Annotated in this window: 20 protein-coding genes, 1 tRNA gene and 1 pseudogene; 11 read left to right on the forward strand and 11 right to left on the reverse strand. The window is 66.6% G+C overall.

Annotation, left to right across the window (positions count from 1 at the left end; genetic code table 11):
* Nucleotides 1–233 precede the first annotated feature (233 nt).
* The 3 genes and pseudogenes from GX543_RS18790 to GX543_RS07085 form a co-directional block, all read left to right on the forward strand.
* A pseudogene (locus GX543_RS18790) lies at nucleotides 234–566 on the forward strand (FAD-binding protein); the annotation flags it as partial.
* Between the two features lie 926 nt (nucleotides 567–1,492).
* Nucleotides 1,493–1,666, forward strand: coding sequence for a BBE domain-containing protein (locus GX543_RS18795; protein ID WP_366929057.1), 174 nt, complete (start codon nucleotides 1,493–1,495; stop codon nucleotides 1,664–1,666).
* Between the two features lie 216 nt (nucleotides 1,667–1,882).
* Nucleotides 1,883–3,265: an amino acid permease gene (locus GX543_RS07085; protein ID WP_290850886.1), complete on the forward strand. Its 1,383-nt coding sequence runs from the start codon at nucleotides 1,883–1,885 to the stop codon at nucleotides 3,263–3,265.
* 61 nt (nucleotides 3,266–3,326) lie between these two features.
* Here GX543_RS07085 and GX543_RS07090 read toward each other — a convergent pair whose 3' ends face one another.
* From GX543_RS07090 to GX543_RS07100, 3 genes are all read right to left on the reverse strand, one after another.
* Nucleotides 3,327–3,971 (reverse strand): disulfide bond formation protein B, encoded by a 645-nt coding sequence (locus GX543_RS07090; RefSeq protein WP_290850888.1) that lies wholly within the window; start codon nucleotides 3,969–3,971, stop codon nucleotides 3,327–3,329.
* Between the two features lie 5 nt (nucleotides 3,972–3,976).
* Nucleotides 3,977–4,141, reverse strand: coding sequence for a DUF5993 family protein (locus GX543_RS07095; protein ID WP_290850890.1), 165 nt, complete (start codon nucleotides 4,139–4,141; stop codon nucleotides 3,977–3,979).
* Between the two features lie 140 nt (nucleotides 4,142–4,281).
* Nucleotides 4,282–4,355, reverse strand: a tRNA-Leu gene (locus tag GX543_RS07100).
* Nucleotides 4,356–4,542: 187 nt separating this feature from the next.
* Here GX543_RS07100 and GX543_RS07105 point away from each other — a divergent pair.
* The gene (locus GX543_RS07105; protein ID WP_290850892.1) at nucleotides 4,543–5,250 is read left to right on the forward strand and encodes a DsbA family oxidoreductase; all 708 of its coding nucleotides are present in this window, start codon (nucleotides 4,543–4,545) and stop codon (nucleotides 5,248–5,250) included.
* A 604-nt stretch (nucleotides 5,251–5,854) separates the two neighbouring features.
* Here GX543_RS07105 and GX543_RS07110 read toward each other — a convergent pair.
* From GX543_RS07110 to GX543_RS07130, 5 genes are all read right to left on the reverse strand, one after another.
* The gene (locus GX543_RS07110) at nucleotides 5,855–7,507 is read right to left on the reverse strand and encodes an iron ABC transporter permease (RefSeq protein WP_290850899.1); all 1,653 of its coding nucleotides are present in this window, start codon (nucleotides 7,505–7,507) and stop codon (nucleotides 5,855–5,857) included.
* A gap of 24 nt (nucleotides 7,508–7,531) precedes the next feature.
* Nucleotides 7,532–8,572 (reverse strand): extracellular solute-binding protein, encoded by a 1,041-nt coding sequence (locus tag GX543_RS07115; RefSeq protein ID WP_290850900.1) that lies wholly within the window; start codon nucleotides 8,570–8,572, stop codon nucleotides 7,532–7,534.
* A gap of 132 nt (nucleotides 8,573–8,704) precedes the next feature.
* Nucleotides 8,705–9,760 carry an ABC transporter ATP-binding protein gene (locus tag GX543_RS07120; protein WP_290850901.1) on the reverse strand — a complete coding sequence of 352 codons (1,056 nt, stop codon included), beginning with the start codon at nucleotides 9,758–9,760 and terminating at the stop codon, nucleotides 8,705–8,707.
* 46 nt (nucleotides 9,761–9,806) lie between these two features.
* Nucleotides 9,807–10,934, reverse strand: a complete 1,128-nt coding sequence (locus GX543_RS07125; protein WP_290850902.1) for a hypothetical protein — start codon at nucleotides 10,932–10,934, stop codon at nucleotides 9,807–9,809.
* On the reverse strand, nucleotides 10,935–12,056 hold the full coding sequence (locus GX543_RS07130) for a phosphotransferase family protein (RefSeq protein WP_290850903.1): 1,122 nt from the start codon (nucleotides 12,054–12,056) through the stop codon (nucleotides 10,935–10,937).
* 128 nt (nucleotides 12,057–12,184) lie between these two features.
* Between GX543_RS07130 and GX543_RS07135 the strand changes: the two genes are divergently transcribed.
* The 4 genes from GX543_RS07135 to GX543_RS07150 all read left to right on the forward strand — a co-directional run bounded on the left by GX543_RS07135 (nucleotide 12,185) and on the right by GX543_RS07150 (nucleotide 17,699).
* Nucleotides 12,185–14,398: an MMPL family transporter gene (locus GX543_RS07135; RefSeq protein WP_290850904.1), complete on the forward strand. Its 2,214-nt coding sequence runs from the start codon at nucleotides 12,185–12,187 to the stop codon at nucleotides 14,396–14,398.
* A 9-nt stretch (nucleotides 14,399–14,407) separates the two neighbouring features.
* Nucleotides 14,408–15,055 carry a TetR/AcrR family transcriptional regulator gene (locus GX543_RS07140; RefSeq protein WP_290850905.1) on the forward strand — a complete coding sequence of 216 codons (648 nt, stop codon included), beginning with the start codon at nucleotides 14,408–14,410 and terminating at the stop codon, nucleotides 15,053–15,055.
* A gap of 86 nt (nucleotides 15,056–15,141) precedes the next feature.
* Nucleotides 15,142–16,011 (forward strand): Bax inhibitor-1/YccA family protein, encoded by an 870-nt coding sequence (locus tag GX543_RS07145; RefSeq protein WP_290850906.1) that lies wholly within the window; start codon nucleotides 15,142–15,144, stop codon nucleotides 16,009–16,011.
* 194 nt (nucleotides 16,012–16,205) lie between these two features.
* The gene (locus GX543_RS07150; protein ID WP_290850908.1) at nucleotides 16,206–17,699 is read left to right on the forward strand and encodes an MDR family MFS transporter; all 1,494 of its coding nucleotides are present in this window, start codon (nucleotides 16,206–16,208) and stop codon (nucleotides 17,697–17,699) included.
* Nucleotides 17,700–17,772: 73 nt separating this feature from the next.
* Here GX543_RS07150 and GX543_RS07155 read toward each other — a convergent pair whose 3' ends face one another.
* Nucleotides 17,773–18,993, reverse strand: a complete 1,221-nt coding sequence (locus tag GX543_RS07155) for an acetyl-CoA C-acetyltransferase (protein ID WP_290850910.1) — start codon at nucleotides 18,991–18,993, stop codon at nucleotides 17,773–17,775.
* A 97-nt stretch (nucleotides 18,994–19,090) separates the two neighbouring features.
* Here GX543_RS07155 and GX543_RS07160 point away from each other — a divergent pair, with 97 nt between their 5' ends.
* Both GX543_RS07160 and GX543_RS07165 read left to right on the forward strand, forming a co-directional pair.
* The gene (locus GX543_RS07160) at nucleotides 19,091–20,506 is read left to right on the forward strand and encodes a cystathionine beta-synthase (RefSeq protein ID WP_290850911.1); all 1,416 of its coding nucleotides are present in this window, start codon (nucleotides 19,091–19,093) and stop codon (nucleotides 20,504–20,506) included.
* Nucleotides 20,506–21,648, forward strand: coding sequence for a cystathionine gamma-synthase (locus GX543_RS07165; protein WP_290850912.1), 1,143 nt, complete (start codon nucleotides 20,506–20,508; stop codon nucleotides 21,646–21,648). Before GX543_RS07160 ends, GX543_RS07165 begins: the two co-directional genes overlap by 1 nt.
* Nucleotides 21,649–21,722: 74 nt before the next feature.
* Here the strand turns inward: GX543_RS07165 and GX543_RS07170 are convergent, their stop codons facing one another.
* Both GX543_RS07170 and GX543_RS07175 read right to left on the reverse strand, forming a co-directional pair.
* On the reverse strand, nucleotides 21,723–22,628 hold the full coding sequence (locus GX543_RS07170) for a type IV toxin-antitoxin system AbiEi family antitoxin domain-containing protein (RefSeq protein ID WP_290850913.1): 906 nt from the start codon (nucleotides 22,626–22,628) through the stop codon (nucleotides 21,723–21,725).
* A gap of 78 nt (nucleotides 22,629–22,706) precedes the next feature.
* The gene (locus tag GX543_RS07175; protein ID WP_290850914.1) at nucleotides 22,707–23,204 is read right to left on the reverse strand and encodes an SRPBCC family protein; all 498 of its coding nucleotides are present in this window, start codon (nucleotides 23,202–23,204) and stop codon (nucleotides 22,707–22,709) included.
* 658 nt (nucleotides 23,205–23,862) lie between these two features.
* On the opposite strand from GX543_RS07175, the gene GX543_RS18800 reads away from it, so the two are divergent.
* The gene (locus GX543_RS18800; RefSeq protein WP_366929058.1) at nucleotides 23,863–24,408 is read left to right on the forward strand and encodes a DUF3558 family protein; all 546 of its coding nucleotides are present in this window, start codon (nucleotides 23,863–23,865) and stop codon (nucleotides 24,406–24,408) included.
* Nucleotides 24,409–24,473: the final 65 nt, after the last annotated feature.

The following is a 24,473-nucleotide window of genomic DNA, read 5'->3' on the forward strand; positions in this document are numbered from 1 at the left end:
AGGCGCTGCGCGGTCAGTTGAGCGGGGACTTGATCGAGGTGCGTAGCCCCCTGCAGGAGTGCGTCGGGGTGTCCGATGCGCGGTGCGCGGAGTTGTTCCGGGAACTCAAGAACCCCTACTTCATCGGTGATGATCCGGGGCTGACCCAGACCACCGGCTGGTTCGAAGCGTGGGACAGCAAACCGAGTGTCTACGCGATCGCGGCGACCAGCGCCGCAGACATCAAGGCCGGGGTGGACTTCGCGCGTGAGCGGAACCTGCGTCTGGTGGTCCGCGGCGGGGGCGACAGCTACCAGGGCACGTCGAACGCGGCGGACTCCCTGCTGATCTGGACCCGCCGAATGCGCGAGCTGACGATGCACGACGGGTTCGTGGGGCGCGGCTGCGAACGCACGGCCGAGCCCGTGCCCGCGGTGACGCTGGGAGCGGGCCGATTGTGGGGTCACACCTACAACGAGGTCGGCACCGGGCACGGCCGGTACGTGCAGGGTGGAGGGTGTGCGACGGTCGGTGTGGCGGGCCTGGTCCAGAGCGGGGGCTTCGGCAGCTTCTCCAAGCGCTATGGCACGGCGGCGAGCAATCTGCTTGAGGCGGAGATCGTCACGGCCGACGGCCAGGTCCGGGTCGTCAACGAATGTCAGGATCCGGACCTCCTCTGGGCGCTCAAGGGCGGTGGCGGCGGGACCTTCGGCGCAGTCTCCCGGATCACGCTGGCCACCCACGACCTGCCGCAGTACTTCGGCTACGTCGGGGCGCGGGTGGCCGCCGAATCCGACGAGGGTTTCCGGGGACTCATCGCCCGTACCGTCGACTTCTACGCCGACGAGCTCTTCAACGTCCACTGGGGTGAGAGCTTCGACGTGAACCACGACCGGTCCATCGACTTCTCCATGACGTTCCAGGGGCTCGACGACGCGCAGGCGCGTCGGCTGTGGGACCGCTTCCTCGGTTCGGTGCGCTCGACACCGGGCCTGAAGGTGGAGGGGGAGTTGACGCTCCTGACCATCCCGGCGAATCGATTCTGGGATCCGAGCCAGCCGCAGCGTGCGCCGACGGTGCTGCATGACGATCGCCCGGGCGCCCCGGCGGGGAACTTCTTCGAGCAGGGCAATCTCGGGGAGGCCGGCTGGTATCTGCACGGCTATCAATCCGCGTGGCTGCCCGCAGACCTGCTCGCACCGGCGCGCCGGGCGAGCCTGGTCGACATGCTGCACGCCGCCGCGCATCACTTCTCGGTGAGCATCCACTGCAACAAGGGATTGGCGGGCGGCGATGCGGCCGCGATCGCTCGCTCCCGGGACACCGCGATGAATCCGGCGGCGTTCGACGCCTTCGCGTTGGCCATCGTCGCCGGTGGCGGCGATCCCGCCTATCCGGGTGTGCCCGGACACGAGCCGAACACCGGGGGTGCGGCGAGTCGTGACGCCGCGGCCATCACGGCCGCGATGGGGAGCTGTACCGCTTGGTGCCGAAGTCCCAGGCCGGGGCCTACGTGTCGGAGGCCGACTACTTCGACGAGGACTGGCAGAACTCGTACTTCGGACCCAACTACCCGCGGCTGGCGCAGATCAAGAAGGCGTACGACCCGGAGGGCCTGTTCTACGTGCACAACGGTGTCGGCAGCGAGGGATGGTCGGACAACGGTTTCACCCGGCGCCCGGGTTAGGTCGACCGGCACGACTTCACCTGAGACCGCGCAGTCGGGTTGGGCGTCGCCACAGGATTGGGAGGGCAGTCCCCATGGCGTGGACAATAGTTCCGCCACGCGGGAGAGTTCGCCCGTGCCATCGCCTGTGAGCGGCGTGCCGGAGGTGACAGTCTCGCCCTGAGAAAGGGGAGCCGACCCGGACGGTGCCGTTGGCACAGTTTCAGGGAGATTTTTGTGAAAAGCACCGCCGCGGTACTGACGCGTGGGTTGACCGGGCGCCACATCAGGTTCATCGCGCTGGGGTCGGCTATCGGAACGGGACTGTTCTACGGTTCGGCTGAGGCGATCCAGAAGGCCGGACCGTCGGTGCTGCTGGCTTATCTCATCGGTGGCGCGATCATCTACATCGTCCTTCGCGCCCTCGGTGAGATGGCCGTCAGCGATCCGGTGTCGGGCTCGTTCGGCGAGTACGCCAGCAAGCACCTCGGCCCGCTCGCCGGCTTCATGACGGGCTGGACCTACACGTTCGAGATGATCGTGGTGTGCCTGGCGGACGTCACCGCCTTCGGTATCTACATGGGCTTTTGGTTCCCAGACGTGCCGAGATGGATCTGGGCGCTGTCGATCATCTTCTTCATCGGCGCGATCAATCTCGTCAACGTCAAGCTGTTCGGCGAGGTGGAGTTCTGGTTCACCCTCATCAAGGTCACGGCGATCGTCGCGATGATCTGTGGCGGTGCGGCGATCCTGATCTTCGGGTTCGGGCTTCACGACACGTCTGCCGGGGTGAGCAATCTGTGGAACGACGGCGGCTTCTTCGCCAACGGCTTCGGCGGGTTCGTCGGCAGCTTCGCGATCGTCATGTTCGCGTTCGGCGGTACCGAGATCATCGGCATCACCGCGGGTGAGGCGGAGGATCCGGCGCGCACCCTCCCGAAAGCGATCAACACCGTCCCGGTGCGCATCATCCTGTTCTACGTGCTCACGATCGCCGTGATCATCATGATCAATCCGTGGCGGGAGATCGGCTCCGAGGGCAGCCCCTTCGTGCAGATCTTCTCCAGCCTCGGCCTCGGATCGGCGGCGACAGTCCTCAACATCGTCGTCATCACCGCCGCGCTCTCGGCGATCAACAGCGACATCTTCGGCGCGGGTCGCATGATGTTCGGCATGTCTCAGCGCGGCCAGGCACCCGCGATCTTCGGCAAGGTCTCCCGCAGCGGGGTGCCGTGGATGACGGTCGTCATCATGACCGTCGCACTGCTGTTCGCCGTGCTGCTCAACTACCTGATCCCCGAGCGGATCTTCGTGGTCATCGCGTCGATCGCGACCTTCGCGACGATCTTCGTGTGGCTGATGATCCTGCTCTCGCAGTACCGCTCCCGGAAACAGATGACCGCGGAGGCGGCGGCCGCGCTGAAGTTCCCCGTGCCGTTCTGGCCCTACGGGCAGATCATCGCGATCTCATTCCTGGTCTTCGTGCTCGGGGTGCTGGCGTTCGACGCCGACACCCGCGTGGCGTTGATGGTCGGTGCGGTGTGGCTGGTACTGCTGACGATCGCCTACCGGGTGTGGGTGCCGCCGTCGCCGCGGGCAGAGTCCGGCGCGACGCGGTAGGTCGTGCCGTTGCACGAACTCACCGGGCGTCGAGTCCGAGGAGGTGTCGTGGCACCCCCGGTCAGTCCAGGATTCCGAGATCGTAGAAGAGCTGGTAGCGCACCGGGTCGTCGGGGAGGTACCAGTGGAAACCCGCCTCGGCGAACACGGCGATCGCGTTGACCGCCATGACGACGAGGAAGAAGACCACCGCGACATAGCCGATCCTCTTCTGCCACGCGGTCAGCGGAGCGGTTGAGGTCGTCACGGTGCTCAACGACGAGGTGACACCGATGACGAGGATCGCGATGACGAACAGGATCCACGCCCACACGTACATGTGGAGGCCGAGGACGGTGTCGCCGTACCCCTTGTCGCCGGGAAGGATGTGCAGCATCGTCTGCCGCCACGAGGTGAAGCCGCCGATCACGCAGGCGACCACGGCCAGGCCGAAGCCCTTGGCGTAGTCGCGCGGGGTGATGGTTCCCCGAGTCGCCTGCCGGATGATGAACGCGCCGCCCAGTGCGGCCAGGCCCATGAACATCCGTTGGAGCATGCACAGCGGGCACGGATACTCCCAATTGACGAACTGGACGAACAACCCGGCACAGATGACGACGGTCCAGCCGGCGGTGAAGACGACCGCGAGGGTGTACTGCCAGCGTCCGAGGAATCCGGGATTCGCGTCGGACTCGGCGGGCTCTGCGGTGGAAGCGGTGTCGGTCATCGGGCTCACCACGTCAATCCGAGGCCTAGGCCCGAGGTGATGTGGTGGCTCAGCAGCGCGATGGTCGCGGCGAGCACGACCCACCAGAGAATCGTCGCGATCCGGTAGGAGTTCTTGGTGAAGAGCAGCAGGCCGGTCGCGAACAGGCCGATGAAGATCATAGTGTCCATAGCTCAGGACTTTGCCAAACCGCACCGCAGAAAACGGTGGATCGCAGACTACAAACAAGCATTGTGAAGGCACAATGCGGTTGGCCGCGCCCGTGTCCGGTCCGGCCAGGCAGCTTCCTGTCCGGAAGGCGGGTGCGCAGTGCCCCCAGTCGGACTCGAACCGACACTTGGCGGATTTTAAGTCCGCTGCCTCTGCCAATTGGGCTATAGGGGCGCGTGACAAGCATGCCAGGCGGCCTTGCCGCGCGATGCACCAACCTGGGTGCGACGGACCGAGGATATGACCGTCGAGTGCTCCGCGGGGGAAGATGGGGGCGGTGATCGGTGTTGCACCGATACAAACGCCCACGACAAACAGTCCGCGGGCAGAACTACACACTCACACCCTGGAGGAGTGCACCATGCAGGTCGAGATCTGGACCGACGTCAACTGTCCCTTCTGCTACCTCGGCAAGAAGCGGTTCGTCGACGCGCTCGAGAAGTTCGAGCACGCCGACCAGGTGGACGTGGTGCACCGTTCGTTCGAGCTCGACCCCACCATTCCGGCGGGCACCACCAAGAGTGTCTTCGAGCATCTGGCGAGCAAGCGCGGATGGAGCGTCGAACAGGCCGAGGACGGGGAGCGCCAGCTGGCGGCCGCGGCCAATGAGGCCGGTTTGGAGTACGTGGTCGCCGGACGCGACGTCGGCAACTCGTTCGACATGCACCGGCTGCTGCACTGGGCTCACGAGCTCGGCCGCCAGGACGACATGCTCGACGCTCTCTATCTTGCGAACTTCGCCGAGTCGGAACCCCTCTTCGGCAGCAGCGAGCGGCTGGTGCGAATCGCCGTGAGCGCCGGATTCGACGCATCCGAGGCGCGCGAGGTGCTCGACGACCCCACTCGGTACGCCGACGCGGTGCGCGCCGACGAACGACAGGCCCAGGAGCTCGGCGTCAACGGGGTCCCGTTCTACGTCTTCGACCGCAAGTTCGCGGTCTCCGGTGCCCAGCCCGTCGAACTGTTCAGCCAGGTCCTCGACAAGGCGTGGAGCGAGCGACCGCAGCCCGTCGTCGTCGCCGGTGGTGAGACGTGCGGTCCGGACGGCTGCGAGGTTCCCCAGAACTAACTTCGCGGGTCGCCGGCTGGGAACGTGCGGCCGTTGCCCGACACGCCCGGATTTCGGATACGCCGATCTGGCACGTGAACGAACTTGGTTTGGGTGCCCGCGGCGGTCTCGATTCGCCGACTCACTTCGTTCGCCGGCACTCGACCATCAGATGGGGGTGCGCCAAGCGACGGGGAGCGCCTCGCGGGCCTGGGCCTACTGTGTGTCCTGCTACGAGGGGGTGGCGGTCCCGACACGCCCGGATTTCGGACACGCCGACTTGGCACCTGAACGAACTTGGTTTGGGTGCCCGCGGCGGTCTCGATTCGCCGACTCACTTCGTTCGCCGGCACTCGACCAGCAGAGGGTGGTGCCCCGAACGACGGCGAGCGACTCTCGGGCCGAGGCCTACTGTGTGTCCTGCTACGAGGGGGTGGCGGTCCCGACACGCCCGGATTTCGGACACGCCGATCTCGCACCTGAACGATCTCGGTTTGGGTGCCCGCGGCGGTCTCGATTCGCCGACTCACTTCGTTCGCCGGCACTCGACCAGCGTAGGTCTGGTGCCCCGACGGCGAACTCGGATCGGCAGTGGCCACGCGCGTTACCGGCGGCCAACGTCGTACTAGCTCCGGACCGTCGACCGCGCGAGGAGGATCGCTGGCACGGCGCCGATCAGGAGCAGCGCGAGACCGTACGGGCTGGCGGCGGTGAAGTCGAGGACTTCACCGTCGGTGGTCGCCCACAGCGAGGTGGCGAGGGAGTGCTCGCCGGTCGGGCGCATCAGCAGGGTGGTGGTGAGTTCCTTGCCCGCGTCGAGTCCCACCAGCAGCGCGCCGGTGCCGATCGCGGGCAGCGACAGCGGGAGGGTGACCCGGGAGAAGGTCTGCACCGGCCCCTTGCCGAGCGCCCGCGACATCTCGTCGAGCTGCACCGAGGCCTGCGCGATGCCGACCTGCTGCGCGCCGACCGCGAGCGGCAGGAACATCACGACGTAGCCCATCACCAGCAGCGTCGACGTCTGGTACAGCGGGTAGAACCACTGCACCGAGATGTAGACCAGGGAGAGCGCCATGATGACGCCGGGCAGCGCGTGGGCCACCCAGGTGGACCGCTCGATGAGGCCCGACACGGTGCCGGGGTAACGGACGGCCAGCAGCGCGACGGGCAGTGCGCAGACGGTCGCGAGCAGGGCCGCAGACGTGGCCCACTCGGCGGTGTTGCCGAACGCCTGCCACAGCTGCTCCCAGTCGATGTCGTCGCCGCCTCCGGTGAGATGGTCGACGATGCCCGACGCGGTGACCCACAGAGGGACCGCGAGCGCGGCGACCACGACCGCGGCGCACAGTGTGATCCAGAGGGGTGCGGACAGGCCCAGGCGCCATCGCATCGGCGGGCGCGGGGTGCCGACGCCGGTGCGAATCGGGGTTCCGCGGCCGCGCAGCAGACGATCGAACACCAACAGCAGGAGGGCACCGATCGCGAGGACCACCGCCAGCGAGCGCGCCGATTCCGGCATGCCGAGAATGTTGTAGCGCTGCACGATCGCGGTGGTGAGGGTCTCGTAGTTCAGCATCTGCACCGCGCCGTACTCGGCCAGCAGGTGCAGGCTGATGATCAGCAGCCCGGTCGCGATCGCGGGGCGGAGCTGGGGGAGTGTGATGCGGACGAACGCGCACAGCGGGCCGTGTCCGAGGGCGCGGGCGGCCTCCTCCTGCGCCGGGTCCAGGCGACGAAGTGCGGTGAGCACGGGAAGAAAGACGTAGGGAAACAGCGTGAGGGTCAGGATGGCCGACGCGCCGCCGAGCCCGAAGATGAGATCGGACTCGGGAAAGTAGCGGTAGCTGAAGGCGACCCACGCGTACGAGCCGACGAAGGTCGGCACACCGAGCGGCAGCGTCAGCAGGACGGTCCACACGCGGGGGAACGGCAGGGTGGTTCGGGCGATGAGGACCGCGGCGCCGACGCCGAGCACGCTCGCGCAGACGGCGACGATCACCACCAGCTTCACCGTGTTGCCGATCAGCGGCAGCGTGGTGGGGCCGTCGAGCTCCGACCACAGCAGCGAGAAACTGAATCCGGCACGCAGCAGCAGGTAGGCGGCAGGCGCCAGCGACGCCACCGCGACGACGATGCCGGGGATCACCAGGGTCAGCGGCAGTCGTCGCTGCGGCCGGGCACGTCGTCGCGCCGGTGGCAGGGCGGCGTCGATCGCCGACGGCTCCGGCTCGAGCGCCGCGAGGACGGTCGAGCCGGAGTCGTTGGTGAATTCACTCATCGGGTGACGGTGCTTCGGTGAGACCTAGACGATGCCGGCCTGCTTGAGCAGGTCGTTGGCCTGGTCGACGTTCTGCAGCGACGACTGATCGAACTTCGGGAAGTTCAGCGAGTCGAGCGTCGGCAGGCCGTAGGCGCTCGCGACGCCCGCCGACATGGGGAACTGCGGGGTGTCGGTGGCGACGACGTTCTGGCCGCCCTCGGGCGAGGCCATCCACTTCAGGAACTCCGCGCCCTGCTTCTGCTTGTCGCTGGACTTCAGGACCGCGGCGCCGGAGGCGAGGACGAGCGAGCCCGCGTCGTCGTTCCGCATGTAGTGCACGCGCGAGGTCAGCTTGTCCGCGCCGCCCTTCTCCTTGGCGAGGATGTACCAGTAGTAGTGGTTCGACAGGCCGAACTCGTGCTGACCGGCCTCGACGCTGTCGCGGACCTTGCCGTTCTTCTGCTCGTTGACGCCGTTGGCCTTGATGCCCTTCAGCCACTCGAGGGTGCGCTGTTCGCCGATCGTGTTGATCAGGTACGTGGTGGTCGACTTGAAGGCGCCCGACGGAGCGTAGGCGAAGCGGCCCTTCCACTCGGGCTTGGTGAGGTCGAGGATCGACGTCGGCAGCTTGTCCTCGGCGATCTTGGTCGGGTTGTAGAACAGCACCCGAGCGCGGCCCGCCACCGGGAGCCAGTTGCCGGTCGACGGCACGAAGCGCTGGTCGGGCACGGTCAGCGTGCCCTTGTCGACGGGGGCCAGGAGGCCCTTGGAGTCCAGGGTGCCCAACGGACCCGGTTCTTCAGTGAGGACGACGTCGGCCTTGGAGCGATCGCCCTCTTCGACGATCTGTCCGACCATCTCGGCGTCCTTGCCCGCGCGGACCTCCACCTTGATGCCGGTCTCCTCTTCGAACCCGGCGGCGAGCGCCTTCGCGAAGTCCTCGTGCTGACCGGAGTACAGGGTGATGGTGTCGCTGGAACTGTCGTCGGACGACGAGCAGCCTGCCAAGCCGATCGCAGTGACGGCAGCGACGCCGACAGCCAGGAGCCGCGCCGAGCGGCTCCGCTTCCACTGAAGGGACATGGGTTCTCAATTCTTCCGGGGGGTCAGAAGTCGCATTCACGTGGTGACCACCACTTAGTGCGACAAAAGTGAGGATAGTCTTGCCTTTGGGTTCGCGGGCCCGAGGGGTGCTGACCGGGGCAGCAGCGTCCGTCACCCGGCGGCGATCGCGCGCACCTTGACGTCTGCGTCCACCGCAGGCAGGTGGTCGCCCGCGATTCGCAGGCGCAGCGGTGTCCCGTCGCCGAGGGTGAGCTGAACCAGACCGTCGTGACCGAAGTACCGCGTGGCCGCCACCCGGGCCGGGACCCCGGAGTCGGCGATCTCGATCTGCTCGGGCCGCAGCACGAGGGTTTGGTCGTGGACGGCGTCGCGGGTGACTCGCAGGGTGCCGAGCGCGCACTGAACCGTCGCGGTTCCGGCGGTGTCGTCGGTTGCGACCACCTCGCACGCCACCTGCACCGAATCGCCCAGGAAGGCGGCGGCCTCCGGGTCGGCGGGATGGGCGTACATGTCGTGCGGAGTGCCTGCCTGAACCACGCGCCCATCGCGCATCAGTGCGACGTTGTCGGCCAGCGAGAGCGCCTCGTTCTGGTCGTGGGTCACCAGGACCGCGGTGGTGCGAATGCTGCGCAGAAGGTCGCGCACCTCCTCGCGGAGGTCGACGCGCAGGGCCGCGTCGAGCGCCGAGAACGGCTCGTCGAGCAGGATCACCGACGGGGCCGGGGCCAACGCTCGTGCGAGAGCGACGCGCTGCTGCTGGCCGCCGGACAGTTGGGCGGGGCGCCGGTCGCCGTAGCCGGGCAGACCCACCAGGCGGAGCATCTCCTCCACGCGTTCGGCCCGCTTCGCGCGGTCCGCGGCGCGCAACGACGACAGCCGCCCGCCGGGAAGGCCGTACGCGATGTTCGCGGCGACGCTCAGGTGCGGGAACAGCGCGCCCTCTTGCGCGACGATGCCGACGCTCCGTTTCTCCGGTTTCACGAAGACGCCGGGGCCTGCCACCACCTCGCCGCCGAGGCGGACCTCGCCGGAATCGGGGCGGTCGAAGCCGGCGAGGATCCGCAGCAGGGTGGTCTTGCCGCAGCCGGAGGGCCCGAGGATCGCCGTCAGGTCGCCGTCGGCGACGTCGAGGTCGACGCCGCGCAGTGCCCGGACCGGTTCCGGACGGGACGGGAAAGTCCGCGTCACGCCGCGAATCTGAAACATGAGCTAAGGCTACCGTTAGAGGACTTTCGGGCCGGTCGTGCGCCACCTACGGTGCGACGTCGACGTACTCGGTGAAGCCGTACTGGTCGTGCGGACCGATCACCGAGAACTCGAACAGCCCCTGCCCGCGGACCACGGTTCCGTCTACCTCGGTGAGCTCGAAGTCGGCGAGGTAGTCGGCGGGGCAGAACATCTTCATGGTCGCGTCGAGCTCGGACACCTTGTGGCGCAGCGACTCGACCTTCTCGCCGCCCTGCCACATGCCGTGACGCCAGTCCTGCTCGAGGCCGTAGCCGGTGCCGAAGCCGATGAAGTTGGCGAGCTTCGGCGCGCACTCGACGGTGGTCACGTCGCCGTTCGGCTTCACGAAACGCAGGGTCGCCGAGGCCGGTTCGCGACCGCCGGAGACGAACCGGATGTCGTGCTCCACGCGGCCCAGCCACTCCGCTTCGCGCGCGGGGTCGTTCCAGATGCGGCGGGCGTCGCCCATGATCCGCTCGCCGGTCCGCAACTCCTGGACCAGGACGCTGATCGCGTAGTCGTCGAAGCGCATTACCGAGTAGATCCAGAAGAACGACGTGGCGTCGGTGTTCGCGGCACGACGACCGGGTGGCTCGGCCTCGCCGACCGGGCGCACGCCCCACGACCGGTCGCGGTTGCCGCGCCAGGTCTCGGGTTCGACGTCGAAGTCGGTGCCGTCGACGGTCAGCGATCCGGTCCACCGGCCGGTCTGGACGAAGCGCATGGTGTCGAAGGTGACCCGTTCCAGCTGGCGCTGGAAGTGGCGGGGCTCCAGGGCCGCGGGACCGTCGGCGTCGAAGACGAGGTCGAACGACAGGTCGCCATGGCCGGGCTCGAGCCGTACGCGGAGCTTCTGCAGGCCCTCCATCACCTCGACGGTGAACGGGCCGACCCGCAGGTCGTTGCGGTTGGCGCCGAGCGCCTTGGAGCCGCGGACCACGATGTGGTCGTCGCCGTGGCGGACCACCGCGAAGCAGTCGGTGACGCCGAGGTTCGGGTAGACGCCGAGGCCGACGATCAGCCACGGGTCGTCGGGGTTGCCGTGGTGGCAGTTGAAGTAGTAGCGGTCGTAGAAGTTCCGGTCCGACGTTTCTACGTGTCGGATCACCTCGGCGACCTGATGGATCGGGTAGTCGTCCATTTCCGAAAGCATCTACTTCACCTGTCCCCAGTAGGTGCCCGCGAGCATCGCCTCGAGCGTGACGCGGTGCATGATCAGTTCGTCGGGATCGGTGGGCTCTTCGGCGTGCCCGAAATGAATGGCACGGCACTGGATGCGGAACATGATGACCGCATGGATCAGTGCCGAGTAGGCGGTGTAGAAGTCAAGGTTCTTCGGCTGATACCCGGTCTGGTTCAGGTACTCGGCGGCGACGTCCTCGCGTCGCAGGAAGTCGGGCAGACCGTCGAGGGTCGCCATCTCGGCGAGATTCTGGAAGAAGCGGTGGAGGAAGATCATCCACGCGATGTCGAGCTCGCGCGGACCGATCGCGGCCATCTCCCAGTCGAGCACGGCGACGGGCGTGAAGTCCCGGTACATGATGTTGCCGATCCGGGCGTCGCCCCAGGTCAAGACGTTGTCGTCGACCTCGGGGAGGTTCTCGTCGACCCAGGCGAAGGCGCGCTCGATCAGCGGCGACCCGGCGCGGCCCTGCGTGGCCCAATCGTAGAACTCGCGGAGCCGGCGCACGTGGGCCCGCAGCGGACTCTCGTCGCCGACCGGTGGTGCGACGAGGTCTCCGTCCGGAATCGGCACCGCGTGCACCTTGGCGAGCACCGCGACCGACTCGCGCATCAGCTGTGCGCGTTGTTCTTCGGTTGCCTCTGACACCCACGAGCCGAAGTTGTACGGCATCACGTCGGGCGGCACGTCGCCGTCGACACGGTCCATCACGAAGAACGGTGCGCCCAGAGCGGCGTCGCCGGTCTCCGACCACCAGAGTCGCGGCAGCGGGACGTCGGAGTGCGCGCGGACGTGCTCGATCAGTCGGAACTGGCCGTCGAGGTCGTAGCGGGGGAACACCGGGTCGCTGTCGGCCTGCGGTGCGACGCGGACGACGAGCGAGTGGTCCTGTCCGCCCCACGAGGCCTCGGCGAGGAGGGTCTCGCTCGACATGCCGTTGGACTCGGGGACGGTGACGGAGGTGACGCGTGCGTCCGATCCCTCGTGCTGTCGGAGCCAACGGTCGAGCCGCTGTCGTAGCCATTCGGGGTCGCGTCGAGACTCGCTCGGCCTCGCTACTTGTGCGTTCTTCGCATCATCGGTCGCCGCCATGTGTGCATTGAAACACGTTGCAATTTCAGTATGGGGTGAATCACGAAGGTCGTCACAGGGGTTCCGGTCGTTGGGATAACGCTGATAAGTTACCGGCGATAAGTCATCCGTCGAGCAGGGGACCGACCATGATCACAAGATTGACCGAGCGCGTCATCGCCGCGCCGAAGCTAGTCCTCACGATGGTCGTCGTCGTGCTCGCGCTATGCGGTGCGTACGGACTCGGGGCGGCCGACAAGATGCTGGCCGGCGGCTTCGAGGATCCGAATGCCGAGTCGTCGCACGCCCGCGATGTGCTCGATCAGCAGTTCCACCGCGGTGGAGCGACGCTGGTGGTCAAGATCGACGGCGCGGTCGGCACGGACATGTCGACCAGCCCCGAGGCCGCCGCGGTCGGTCAGAAGATCGTCGCCCAGCTCGAGGCCACCGACTACATCGAGAAGCCGATCCTCAACGTCTGGGCGGACCCGAGCCTGGCCGGTGAGCTGCTGAGCCGCGACAAGACGTCGACGCTGATCATCGCGGGCGTCGCGGGCGGCGACGAGCTCGCTCCCGGCCGGGCCGAGGACCTGTCGCAACAGTTGACCGGGACCACCGACGGGTTCGAGGTCTCGGTCGGCGGACAGGCGCTGATGTTCAGTCAGGTCAACGAGCAGACGTCCAAAGACCTGCTGGTGGCCGAGGCGATCGCCATCCCGATCAGCTTCCTGCTGCTGATCGTCGTGTTCGGCGGCGTGATCGCAGCGTCGCTACCGGTGCTGATCGGCGTCGCGTCGATCGTCGGCACCCTCGCCTTCCTGCGGCTGGTCGCAGGCTTCACCGACGTCTCGATCTTCGCGCTCAACCTCACCACCGCGATGGGCCTGGCCCTGGCGATCGACTACACGCTGCTGATCGTCACGCGCTACCGCGAAGAGTTGGAGCGCGGTCTGGACCGGCGGTCGGCCATCATCCGCACCATGGACACCGCTGGTCGCACCGTCCTGTTCTCAGGCATCACCGTGGGGCTGTCGCTCGCGGCGCTGGCGATCTTCCCGATGTACTTCCTGCGTTCGTTCGCCTACGCAGGCATCGGCGTGGTGGTCGTCGCGGTGCTGGCGGCGCTCGTCATCACCCCCGCGCTGCTGATGCTCTTGGGTGAGCGCATCGACGCACTGAACGTTCGCGCCTGGATTCGTCGCAGACTCGGCCGCCCCGAGCCGCAGCCGAAGTCCGTGGAGCAGACCGGCTGGTACCGGGTCGCGATGACCGTGCTGCGACGAGCGGTGCCGGTCGCGATTGTGGTGCCGGTGATCCTGCTGGTCCTCGGTGCGCCCTTCCTGGGCATCAAGTTCGGCTTCCCCGACGAGCGGGTGCTCCCCGCGTCCGCGTCGGCGCATGCGGTTCAGCAGGAGATCGACGCCGAGTACGCCCAGAACTCCGGCGGTACCGTCACCGCGGTGGTCGACGGTGCGGTGACCGACGACGCTCTGCGCGAGTACGCGGTCAGCCTGTCGAAGGTCGAGGGTGTCGGCGCCGTGACCACCCCGATCGGTGTCGTGGTGGACGGCAGGCAGGTGGCGCCCGGAAACCCGGCCGATCGCGCGGGCGACCTCTCCCTCATCACGATCTCCAGTGCTGCGGACCCACTCGGCGACGACGGCCAGGATCAGATTCAGACCTTGCGCGACGTACCCGCTCCACCGGGTGTCGAGGTGCGTTTCACCGGCATGGCCGCGATGAACTTCGACGTGGTGCAGGCCCTGTTCACCTATCTGCCGTGGGTCCTGGTGGTGATCGCAGTGACCACCTACATCCTGTTGTTCCTGTTCAGCGGCAGCGTGGTGCTCCCGATCAAGGCGCTGGTCCTCAATGTGCTGTCGCTGTCCGCGACGTTCGGGGCGATGGTGTGGATCTTCCAGGACGGTCACCTCGGTGCGTTCGGCACCACGCCGACCGGCTACCTGGTCGCCACCATGCCGGTGCTGATGTTCTGCATCGCCTTCGGGCTGTCGATGGACTACGAAGTGTTCCTGCTGGGGCGCATCCGCGAGGAGTGGCTGAAGTCCGACAAGACGAAGGCCGCCAACGACCACGCGGTGGCGGTCGGGTTGGCTCGTACCGGGCGCGTGGTCACCGCGGCCGCGTTGCTGATGAGCATCGTTTTCGCTGGAATCGCGGCATCCGAGGTCTCGTTCATGCGAATGTTCGGTGTCGGCCTGACCATCGCGGTCCTGATGGACGCCTCGATCATCCGGATGCTACTTGTCCCCGCGTTCATGCGGATCATGGGAGTGGGAAACTGGTGGGCGCCGGCACCGCTGCGCAAGCTGCACGATCGGATCGGATTCACAGAGGAGTGATCAGCTCGTATGAGTGGGGACGTCACGCGGCGTCCGCGGTCGCCCCGCGGATCCGGGGAACAGCTCGCGGACGAGATCATCACGGCGACCACCGATCTGCTGATCGAGTCCGGTAGCGAGGAGAAGGTCTCGATCCGTGCCGTCGCCCGCCGCGTTGGCGTCACTTCGCCGTCGATCTACCTGCACTTCGAGGACAAGGACGCGCTGCTCGACGCCGTGTGCGCCCGCTTCTTCGAGGGGTTCGACGAGGTCATGATGCAGGCGGCGGAGGGGATCGACGATCCCTTGGAGCGCGGCCTCGCCCAAGGTCTGGCCTACGTGCGCTTCGCCATCGACAGTGCGGTGATGTATCGAATCACGTTTTCTCGGATCACCCCGCCCGGCAAGCCGACGCTCACCGACGAGGTGCTGTTGTCGTCGGCGTTCGTCCACTTCTCGGAGACGGTGACCGCGTTGATGGAGCAGGGGCTGATCCCGCCGGGCGACCCCGTGCCGACGGTCCTGCAGCTGTGGTCGACGGCGCATGGCCTGGCGTCGCTGATGATCGCCAAGCCCGGACTCCCGTGGGGGGACGACCTGCAGATGGCGGAGGCGACGCTCCGGGCCGCGTGTCGAGGTCTGGGTCAAGATCCGACGCTGCCAAGATCCGACAGTTAGGTAATGTGGAACTTAATCGGCTAGGCGAACGTTGTATCGGTAAGTCAGCCAAGAGTCCGTTGCACGTCTTTGCTTAAGGAGCAGTGGTGCGAGAAAGTTCCAACCCGATCATGCGTGGCGTGGTCCGTGACAACAAGAAGGACGCCGGCGGTTACGCCTCCTTCGGTCAGGGGCTCGCCGGGGCCGGTCAGGCTTCCATGGCCGCCGGTCAGCAGCAGTACACCGACCAGTACACCCAGGGTTACGTACCGCAGACCGGTGCCCGCCCGCTCACCATCGACGACGTGGTCACCAAGACCGCGATGACGCTCGGCGTCCTGACGCTCGTCGCTCTCGGCGCCTACTTCGCCATCGATCAGCAGGCCTCGCTGGCGACGCCGCTGATGGCCGTCGGCGCGATCGGCGGCCTGGTCCTCGTCCTGATCGCGACCTTCGGGCGCAAGCAGGACAACCCGGCCATCGTGTTGTCGTACGCCGCATTCGAAGGTCTCTTCGTCGGCTCGATCTCGTATGTCTTCGGCAACTGGGTCATCACCGGTGACACCTCCGCCGGCGCACTGATCGGGCAGGCCGTCCTCGGCACCTTCGGCGTGTTCTTCGGCATGCTGGTCGTCTACAAGGTCGGCGCCATCCGCGTCACGCCGCGCTTCACGCGCATGCTGATGGCGGGCATGATCGGCGTCCTGGTCCTGATGCTGGGCAACCTGGTCATCGGTCTGTTCACCGGCAGCGCTGGCGTCCTGCGCGACGGTGGTCCGATCGCGATCATCTTCTCGCTGGTCTGCATCGCGCTGGCCGCGTTCTCGTTCCTGCTCGACTTCGACCAGGCCGACGAACTGATCCGCGCCGGTGCGCCGTCGAAGGCTGCCTGGGGCGTCGCCCTCGGTCTGACGGTCACGCTGGTGTGGCTGTACGTCGAGATCCTGCGTCTGCTGAGCTACTTCAACAGCGACTAGGTCTTGCTCGCCTGACATTGGCGAGAGGCCCGATCGGCACTGGAAACCAGTGCTGGTCGGGCCTTTTGCGACGTTCCGGCGGGTAGGTCCTCACCTGGTGGAATTTCAGTTGCGTCGTGTCGTCGGGTGATGTTGGCTGAGACAGTTCTGTCGCGGCGGCACCGCCGCGACCAGGTACCGGCCCAAAGGGAGAGATGACGAGTACCACCGCCGCGCACCCATCCGACGATCGGCTGGCGCGGACAGACCTGACGATCATCGCGACGCTCATCGTTGCGACCTTCGTCGTCATCCTCAACGAGACCGTGATGAGCGTGGCCCTGCCGGTCCTGCAGCGCGATCTGGGCGCCGACCCCACCCGCGGGCAGTGGCTCACCACCATCTTCATGCTGACGATGGCCGTGGTGATTCCGCTGACCGGCTTCCTGATCCAGCGGTTCGGCACGCGCACCATGTACTTGGCCGCCATGACGCTGTTTGCCGCGGGGACCGCACTGGCGGTCGTCGCACCGGGCTTCTCCGTGCTGCTCGGCGCGCGGGTGATCCAGGCTCTCGGCACCGCGATCATGCTGCCCCTGTTGATGACGACGGTCATGACGCTGGTCCCGGAGACCCGGCGCGGCGTGATGATGGGCAACATCTCGGTGGTGATCGCCGTGGCGCCCGCGCTCGGTCCGACGTTGTCGGGATTCATCCTCGATCATTGGCATTGGCGCTGGATCTTCGGTGTGGTCCTGCCGATCGCGCTGATCGCCTTGGTGGTGGGTGCGATCTTCGTGCGGCCGGTGGGCGACCGGACGTCGGAGCCGGTGGACTACGCCTCGCTGCCGATGGCCGTGTTCGGTTTCGGCGGCCTGGTGTACGGTCTGGTCGCGATCGGTGAGGCCGCCAAGGGCGAGGCGTCGATGCCCGTGTGGATCCCGTTCCTGGTCGGCGGCGCGGGTCTGGCGTTCTTCGTCCTCCGCCAGCTGCACCTGCAGCGCACCGATCGCGCCCTGCTGGACCTGCGGGTGTTCGCCTCGCCGGCGTTCACGCTCGCGATCGTCCTGATGGTCGCTGCGATGGCGACGATGATGGGCACCTTCATCGTGGTTCCGTACTTCGCCCAGGAAGTGCTGCAGCTGAGTCCGTCGGCCACCGGTCTGCTGATGCTGCCGGGAGGACTCCTGATGGGCTTGGCTGCGCCGCTGATCGGCCGCATCTACGACGCCCGCGGCGCGCGGATCCTGGTGATCCCGGGAACCCTGCTGATCGCCTCCGGCGTCTGGTTGCTGACGCTGGTGACCTCCGGAGCGTCCGCCTGGCTGCTGGTGGGTGGGCAGACGGTCCTCTGCCTCGGTCTGGCGGCAACCTTCACGCCGCTCATGACCCTGAGCCTGAGCTCGCTGACCCCGCGCCTGTACTCGCACGGATCCGCAGTGCTCGGCACCTTGCAGCAGGTGGCCGGCGCGGCAGGCACCGCGCTGTTCATCACCATCATGACGGTGGTCTCCACCGCCGACCAGGACGCGGGCGTCGCGGGGCCGGACGCGATCACCAACGGGGTGCGGACGGTGTTCTACTGCGCGGGTGCGCTCGCGCTGGTGGTGGTGGCCCTCGGTCTGCTGGTGCGTACGCCGAAGGAATCGGACGCTGCGGTTCCCGACGACGAGCGGCCGGCTCGCGAGAAGGTCGACGCGCTGGACTGAGTGGAAAACAGAACGGACGGGCCCGGAGCGATCCGGGCCCGTCCTTCTGTCAGAGCGGGTGGAGCGGGGTGGCTCAGAGGCGCTCGAGCACCATCGCCATGCCCTGGCCGCCACCGACACACATGGTCTCGATGCCGAACTGGCCGTCGTAGGTGTTCAGGTTGTTCAGCAGGGTGGTGGTGATGCGGGCACCGGTCATGCCGAACGGGTGGCCCAGCGCGATGGCGCCGCCCGAGACGTTCAGCTTGTCGTGGTCGATGCCGAGCTCGGCCGCCGATCCCAGAACCTGGACTGCGAACGCCTCGTTGATCTCGAACAGGTCGATGTCGGAGATCGACATGCCCGAAACACGCAGCACCTTGCGCACCGCCTCGATCGGGCCGAGGCCCATGATCTCGGGGGACAGGCCGGTGGCCGCGGTCGCGACGATGCGCGCCAGCGGCTTGAGGCCCAGTTCCTTGGCCTTGGTGTCGCTCATGATGACGAGGGCGGCGGCGCCGTCGTTCAGCGGGCAGGCGTTGCCCGCGGTGATGGTGCCGTCGGGGCGGAAGACCGGCTTCAGCTGCGAGATCTTCTCGTAGGTGGTGCCTGCGCGCGGGCCGTCGTCGGTGGTGACCTGGGTGCCGTCGGGCAGGGTGATGGCGTCGATCTCGCGTGCGAAGAAGCCCTCGTTGATGGCCTTCTCGGCGCGGTTCTGGCTCAGGACGCCCCAGCGGTCCTGGTCCTCGCGCGAGATGCCGGTGTACGAGACGACGTTCTCGGCGGTCTCGCCCATCGGGATGTAGACGTCGGGGATCAGGCCGTCTTCGCGGGGGTCGTGCCACTTGCCCGCGCCGCCCTCGGCGGTCTTGGCGGTACGCGCCTGCGCCTCGTCGAACAGCGGGTTCTTGGAGTTCGGGAGGCCGTCGGCGGCACCGGCGTAGCCGAAGCTCGAGACGCTCTCGACGCCACCGGAGATGAAGACGTCGCCTTCGCCGGCCTTGATGGCGTGCAGCGCCATGCGGGTGGTCTGCAGCGACGACGAGCAGTAGCGGTTGACGCTGACACCGGGGACGTGATCGAGGCCCAGCTGGACCGCGACCGAACGCGCGATGTTGTAGGCGCCTGCGCCACCGGGCTGGCCGATGCCGAGGTGGATGTCCTCGATGTCGGAGACGTTGAGCTCGGGGACCTTGGCGATGGCGGTCGCGATCATCTGGCGGGCGAGCTCGTCGGGACGGAGGTCCTTGAGCGAGCCCTTACCGGCGCGGCCGATCGGGGAACGGGCAGTTGAGACAATGACAGCTTCTGGCATGTGCGTCAGGTTACTCCACGGCACCTGCGGTGATCGGCCCCAGACCCATTCGCGGCCCGATCCGGCGCAGTTTCGACGTAGATGGGAATATGGGGGCATGCGCATCGCCAATCATGTCGTGGACCTGGTCGGAAACACTCCACTGGTCAAGCTGAACAAGGTCGTCAAGCCCGGATCGGGTCTGGTTGCGGCCAAAATCGAGTACATGAACCCGGGTGGCAGTGCCAAGGACCGCATCGCCACCCGCATGATCGACGCCGCTGAGGCCTCCGGTGAACTGAAGCCCGGCGGGACCATCGTCGAGCCGACCTCCGGCAACACGGGCGTCGGACTGGCGCTCGTGGCCCAGCAGCGCGGATACAAGTGCATCTTCGTGTGCCCCGACAAGGTGGCCGAGGACAAGCGCAACGTCCTGCGCGCGTACGGCGCGGAGGTCGTGGTGTGCCCGACGGCGGTGCCGCCGGAGCACCCGGACAGCTACTACAACGTCTCCGATCGCCTCACCAGGGATATCGAGGGTGCTTGGAAGCCGAACCAGTACGAGAACCAGAACGGTCCGCTGAGCCACTACGAGACCACCGGTCCGGAGATCTGGCGCGACACCGACGGCAAGGTGACCCACTTCGTCGAGGGTGTCGGCACCGGTGGAACCATCACCGGCACCGGGCGCTACCTCAAGGAGATCTCCGACGGCAAGGTCAAGGTGGTCGGCGTCGACCCCGAGGGCTCGGTGTACTCCGGTGGCTCCGGTCGGCCGTACCTGGTGGAAGGCGTCGGCGAAGACTTCTGGCCCGGCGCGTACGACCCCACCGTGCCCGACGAGATCATCGCGGTCTCGGACGCCGACTCGTTCGACATGACGCGTCGTCTGGCTCGTGAAGAGGGACTGCTGGTCGGCGGTTCGTGCGGCATGGCGGTAGTCGCCGCGCTGCGCGTCGCCGAGCGCGAGGGCCCCGACGCCGTTGTGGTGGTGCTGCTGCCCGACGGCGGCCGCGGCTACCTGTCGAAGATCTTCAACGACGACTGGATGAACAGCTACGGCTTCCTGCGGACCCCGCTCGACGGGGTCGAGCGCACCGAATCGCACGTCGGCGACGTGCTGCGCGGCAAGGGCGGCACGTTGCCCGACCTGGTTCACACGCACCCGCAGGAGACGCTCCGCGATGCGATCGAGATCCTTCGCGAGTTCGGTGTCTCGCAGATGCCGGTGGTCGGCGCCGAGCCGCCGATCACCGCGGGCGAGGTCGCCGGAGCAGTGTCCGAGCGTGATCTGCTCAGCGCCGTCTTCGAGGGTCGTGCCAACCTCGCTGATCCGGTGTCGGCGCACATGGGTGCGCCCTTCCCGCTGATCGGTGCCGGCGAGCCGGTCTCGTCGGCGATGGAAGCATTGAGCACCTCCGATGCGTTGATGGTGGTGGAAGACGGCAAGCCGGTCGGCGTGATCACTCGCCACGACCTGCTGGCCTTCGCGAGCACCAACCCCATCGTTCCCAAGATCCAGGAGGAGAACTAGTGACTGAGCAGGGCTTTTCGACCAAGGCCATTCATGCGGGCTGGGAGCCCGACAGTCGCACCGGCGCGGTCAACGTGCCGATCTTCGCCAGCTCCACCTTCGCCCAGGACGGCGTCGGCGGCATGCGCGACGGTTTCGAGTACGCCCGCACCGGCAACCCGACCCGCCGCGTCCTGGAGGACAACCTCGCTGCCATCGAATCCGGGCAGTACGGTCGCGGTTTCGCGTCCGGCATGGCGGCCACCGACGCGCTGCTGCGCGCCACGCTGCGTCCCGGTGATCACCTGGTGATCCCGAACGACGCCTACGGCGGCACCTTCCGGCTCATCGACAAGGTGTTCTCCGAGTGGGGCATCACCTACTCGGTGGCACCGGTGGTCGACGTCGATGCCGTCCGCGCGGCGATCACGCCGCAGACCAAGCTGGTGTGGATCGAGTCGCCGACCAACCCGCTGCTCAATGTCGGTGACATCGCCGCGATCGCCGAGGTGGCGCACGCCGCCGGTGCCAAGCTGGTGGTCGACAACACTTTCGCCACCCCGTACCTGCAGCGTCCGCTGGAACTTGGCGCCGACGTGGTGGTGCATTCCACCACCAAGTACCTCGGTGGGCACTCGGACGTGGTCGGCGGCGCCATCATCACCAACGATGAGAAGCTCGACGCCGACATCGCCTTCCTGCAGAACGGCGCGGGCGCCGTGCCCGGTCCGTTCGACGCCTACCTCACCATGCGTGGAATCAAGACTCTCGCCGTCCGCATGGAACGTCACTGCGACAACGCCGAGGCACTGGTCGAGTTCTTCAGCTCGCACCCGAAGATCGAGAAGGTCCTGTATCCGGGCCTGGCCGATCATCCGGGCCACGAGGCAGCGGCCAAGCAGATGAGCCGCTACGGCGGCATGATCTCCGTGCAGCTGAGCGGTGGTCGTGACGCGGCTCTCGACTTCTGCGCGCGCACCAAGATCTTCACGCTCGCGGAGTCGCTCGGCGGTATCGAGTCGTTGATCGAGCATCCGGGCGCCATGACCCACGCATCGACCGCGGGGTCGCTGCTGGAGGTCCCGGACAACCTCGTTCGGCTGTCTGTCGGCATCGAAGACGCCGCCGACCTCCTCGAGGACGTGCGCCAGGCACTGGCATAGGCAGAAGGCTCGGCTTTCAAACCAACTTCGGCGACTTTCCGGTTCACCAGAACCGGAAAGTCGCCGAAGTTGCATCAGCCGACCGACCGCCGGAGCTCAAGCGCGGAGCTCAGTTCGGTGAGCACCTCGTTCTCGCTGTACACGAGACGCTTCCACGTGAAGATCAGCGGAATCCAGCCGATCGCCGCGAGCCCGCTGGTGGTCTCCTGATCGGTCTCCCACCGATCGTGCTGGTGGTGAAAAGCCCAGCCGTGCAGTGAGACCGCGATCTGTTCGGCAGGCCACACAAAGTCGAGCCGGCGATTGCCGATCCACACCTGTTGCTGCCAGCCGGTGATCTGGTGTTTGTGAAGGAAGCGGACGAACTTGCGTTCCAGCTCGGACTCGGAGAGGTCCTCGGCGGAGGCCAGCAGCGTTCGCGCCACGCGCATCCCGTAGGCGCCCGCATTGCGGTCCAACGCGGCGCGCAGCTGCTTCAGCGTGACTCGTTTCGTCTGGAGCGCGCGATCCATCATGGCGATGCCGTCGTCGAGGTCGGCGGCGGCCGACAGGACCGTCAACGCCGGCGCGGTGGTGCACAGTCCCTTCACGACGGTCAGGTCTTCGGTCGGGAACGTCCGGCGGCGAACGGATGCCGGGACCGAGCAGGCGGTCCCTCGCGCGCCGCTGCGCGGAACCGAGGCAGTGACCTGGTCGGGGAGTCGATCGGTCAGGTCGTGGAGGAAGGCAGCCGAGGTTCGGTCTACGACCGCCCCGTGGTGTGCGGAACTCACGATGCGTACGCGCGCCAGGTCGGTCATGCGGTGCTCGGCCGACAGGAAGGTCGAGCGCGCGTGCGGTATCCAGAGTCCGCTGTCCCGCCGCGCGCGGACCTGGCCCGGTGACATGCCGAGTGCGGCGGCCTGTGCCGTCGTGATCACGCCGTCGTTGTCGGCCAGATGTTCGGCAACGCGCAGCGGGACCGATCGGCGATCGTTCATGCCGATTAGACGCACGCTGTGGTCAACCGGTTCCAGAGCCGTGTGCGTCGGGCGTGTCGAGCAGTCGAGCGGGCTTTGTCAGAGCGTCGCGAAGTACTTGATGGTGTCGTTCTTCACGGTGCCGAATGCTCCGCTCGAGATCGGTCCGGACAGGAACGACGGCAGGCTCACGCCGCCCAACTCCATGGCGAACTTCCACACCAGGCGCGAACCGTTCTCGGTCGGGGACACCTCGGTGTACTCGCCGAACTTCTTCAGCCCGGGAATGCTGGCGCGGACGCCGTGGAAAGCGTGCTTGTACGTCGAGGTCTCAGAGTTCTCGTCCCACAGGAAGAAGAGTTCATCCATCTTGATGAAGCCGGGTGCCAGGACCACCGATCGCGTTGTCCCGACCTGGTACGGGGCGGGTGAGGTGTAGTGCACCGAGTTGAGAGCCCGACACCAGTCCAGGGTGTTCTGTCGCGTGAACTCGGCCCAGGCGGTCTCCGGCGCGACGGGAATGTTGACGTCGATCTCGTAGCTCATCGGCGCTGTGTCGAAGTAGGACTCGTCGAACGGTTCAAGGTCGTATGCCATGCGTTCGGAGTGTAGTCGCGGCGGGGGTCGCTGCGACGGCGTGTGCCCGCAGTCCTGACCAGGCGAAAAGTCAACGGGGAAAGAAACTTCGAAAAAAGTGGAACCGTTTGGCCTTGCGCTGCGTCTAATTTACAAGCCGTGAGAATCAGCAGACTTTGCCGGCCCGGGGGATTCTGAAGCGGAGACCGTCTCTAATGGGGGGTGACGGTCTCCGCTACAGGGTCTGAGCCGACCGCGCACACGCACTGGAGGACAGCTTGTCGGACCTGGTCTACCAGCGAGAGCAATGGCAGAAGCGAGCTCAGGCCGCCCAGGACTGCGCGGACGAGTTGGGGGAGTTGGCGGACCGCTTGAGGATCGTCGTGAGGAGGAACTACTTCGGCGGGGGATGCGTGGAAGGGGCTGAGTTCTACACTCGGCTCCGCGCGAACTTGGCAGACGGGGCCACGAGCCTGACGCGACTCACCGAGCATTCTCTGAATCTTGTGGCGAGCTCAAGGGCTGCTCTGGTTGCACTCGCCGAAGCAGATGAACAAGGTGAGCGCCAGATTGGTGGGGCGAAGTGACACTGGCGGTAAGGCTCGGACGGTCACTTGTAGTCGGTATTTTTTCAGCCGCGGTTCTATCATCCTGCACTCACGGGGTACCTGAAACAAAAGTGGAGGAAGCGAGATCGTTAGCGACTCCGACTGGCCCTCGCCAACTGGATGATGATGGGCAACGGCTGCCTTTCGATACTCGTCATCCGCATCGATGGAATTCTGCGAACAGTGGTACCCGTTACGAGCCGTGTACGGCTATGCGGGCGGATGAACTCGAGAAACTCGGAGTGGACCCGGCTTCGGTTCGAGATGCAGCAGGAACAGACGGTCAGACACTGCGAGGCTGTATCTGGAACTACTCGACGGGTGAAGGGTCGAAGCAATCTCGAGTCAGTCAAATTGTCGGCAACTCTCCGAGTCTCGCTGCCGACAAGGCTCTGAACTCAGGTCCGTCCGATATCTGGTTGGCAGATAGGGCTATCGAGGACCGCGTAGTGGGTCTCGTGCGCGCATCAGACGGATACTCCTGCGCAACCTACGTCCAGTCCGGCCGGGCTGCCGTCGACACCATCGTGAGCGTGGTGGGCAAGGTGTCACCCTCCGAAATCTGCGACCGAGCTTTAGAGTTCACGCGGGCGACGATCTCGAAGATGCCGTTGTAGCAACATTTTTCGTCGCAGAACTGCAGTTCAGGACGCTTGCACACCGTGGTGTGCGGACATTCTGG

The sequence above is a fragment of the Gordonia sp. (in: high G+C Gram-positive bacteria) genome, assembly GCF_012515855.1.
Taxonomy (GTDB): domain Bacteria; phylum Actinomycetota; class Actinomycetes; order Mycobacteriales; family Mycobacteriaceae; genus Gordonia.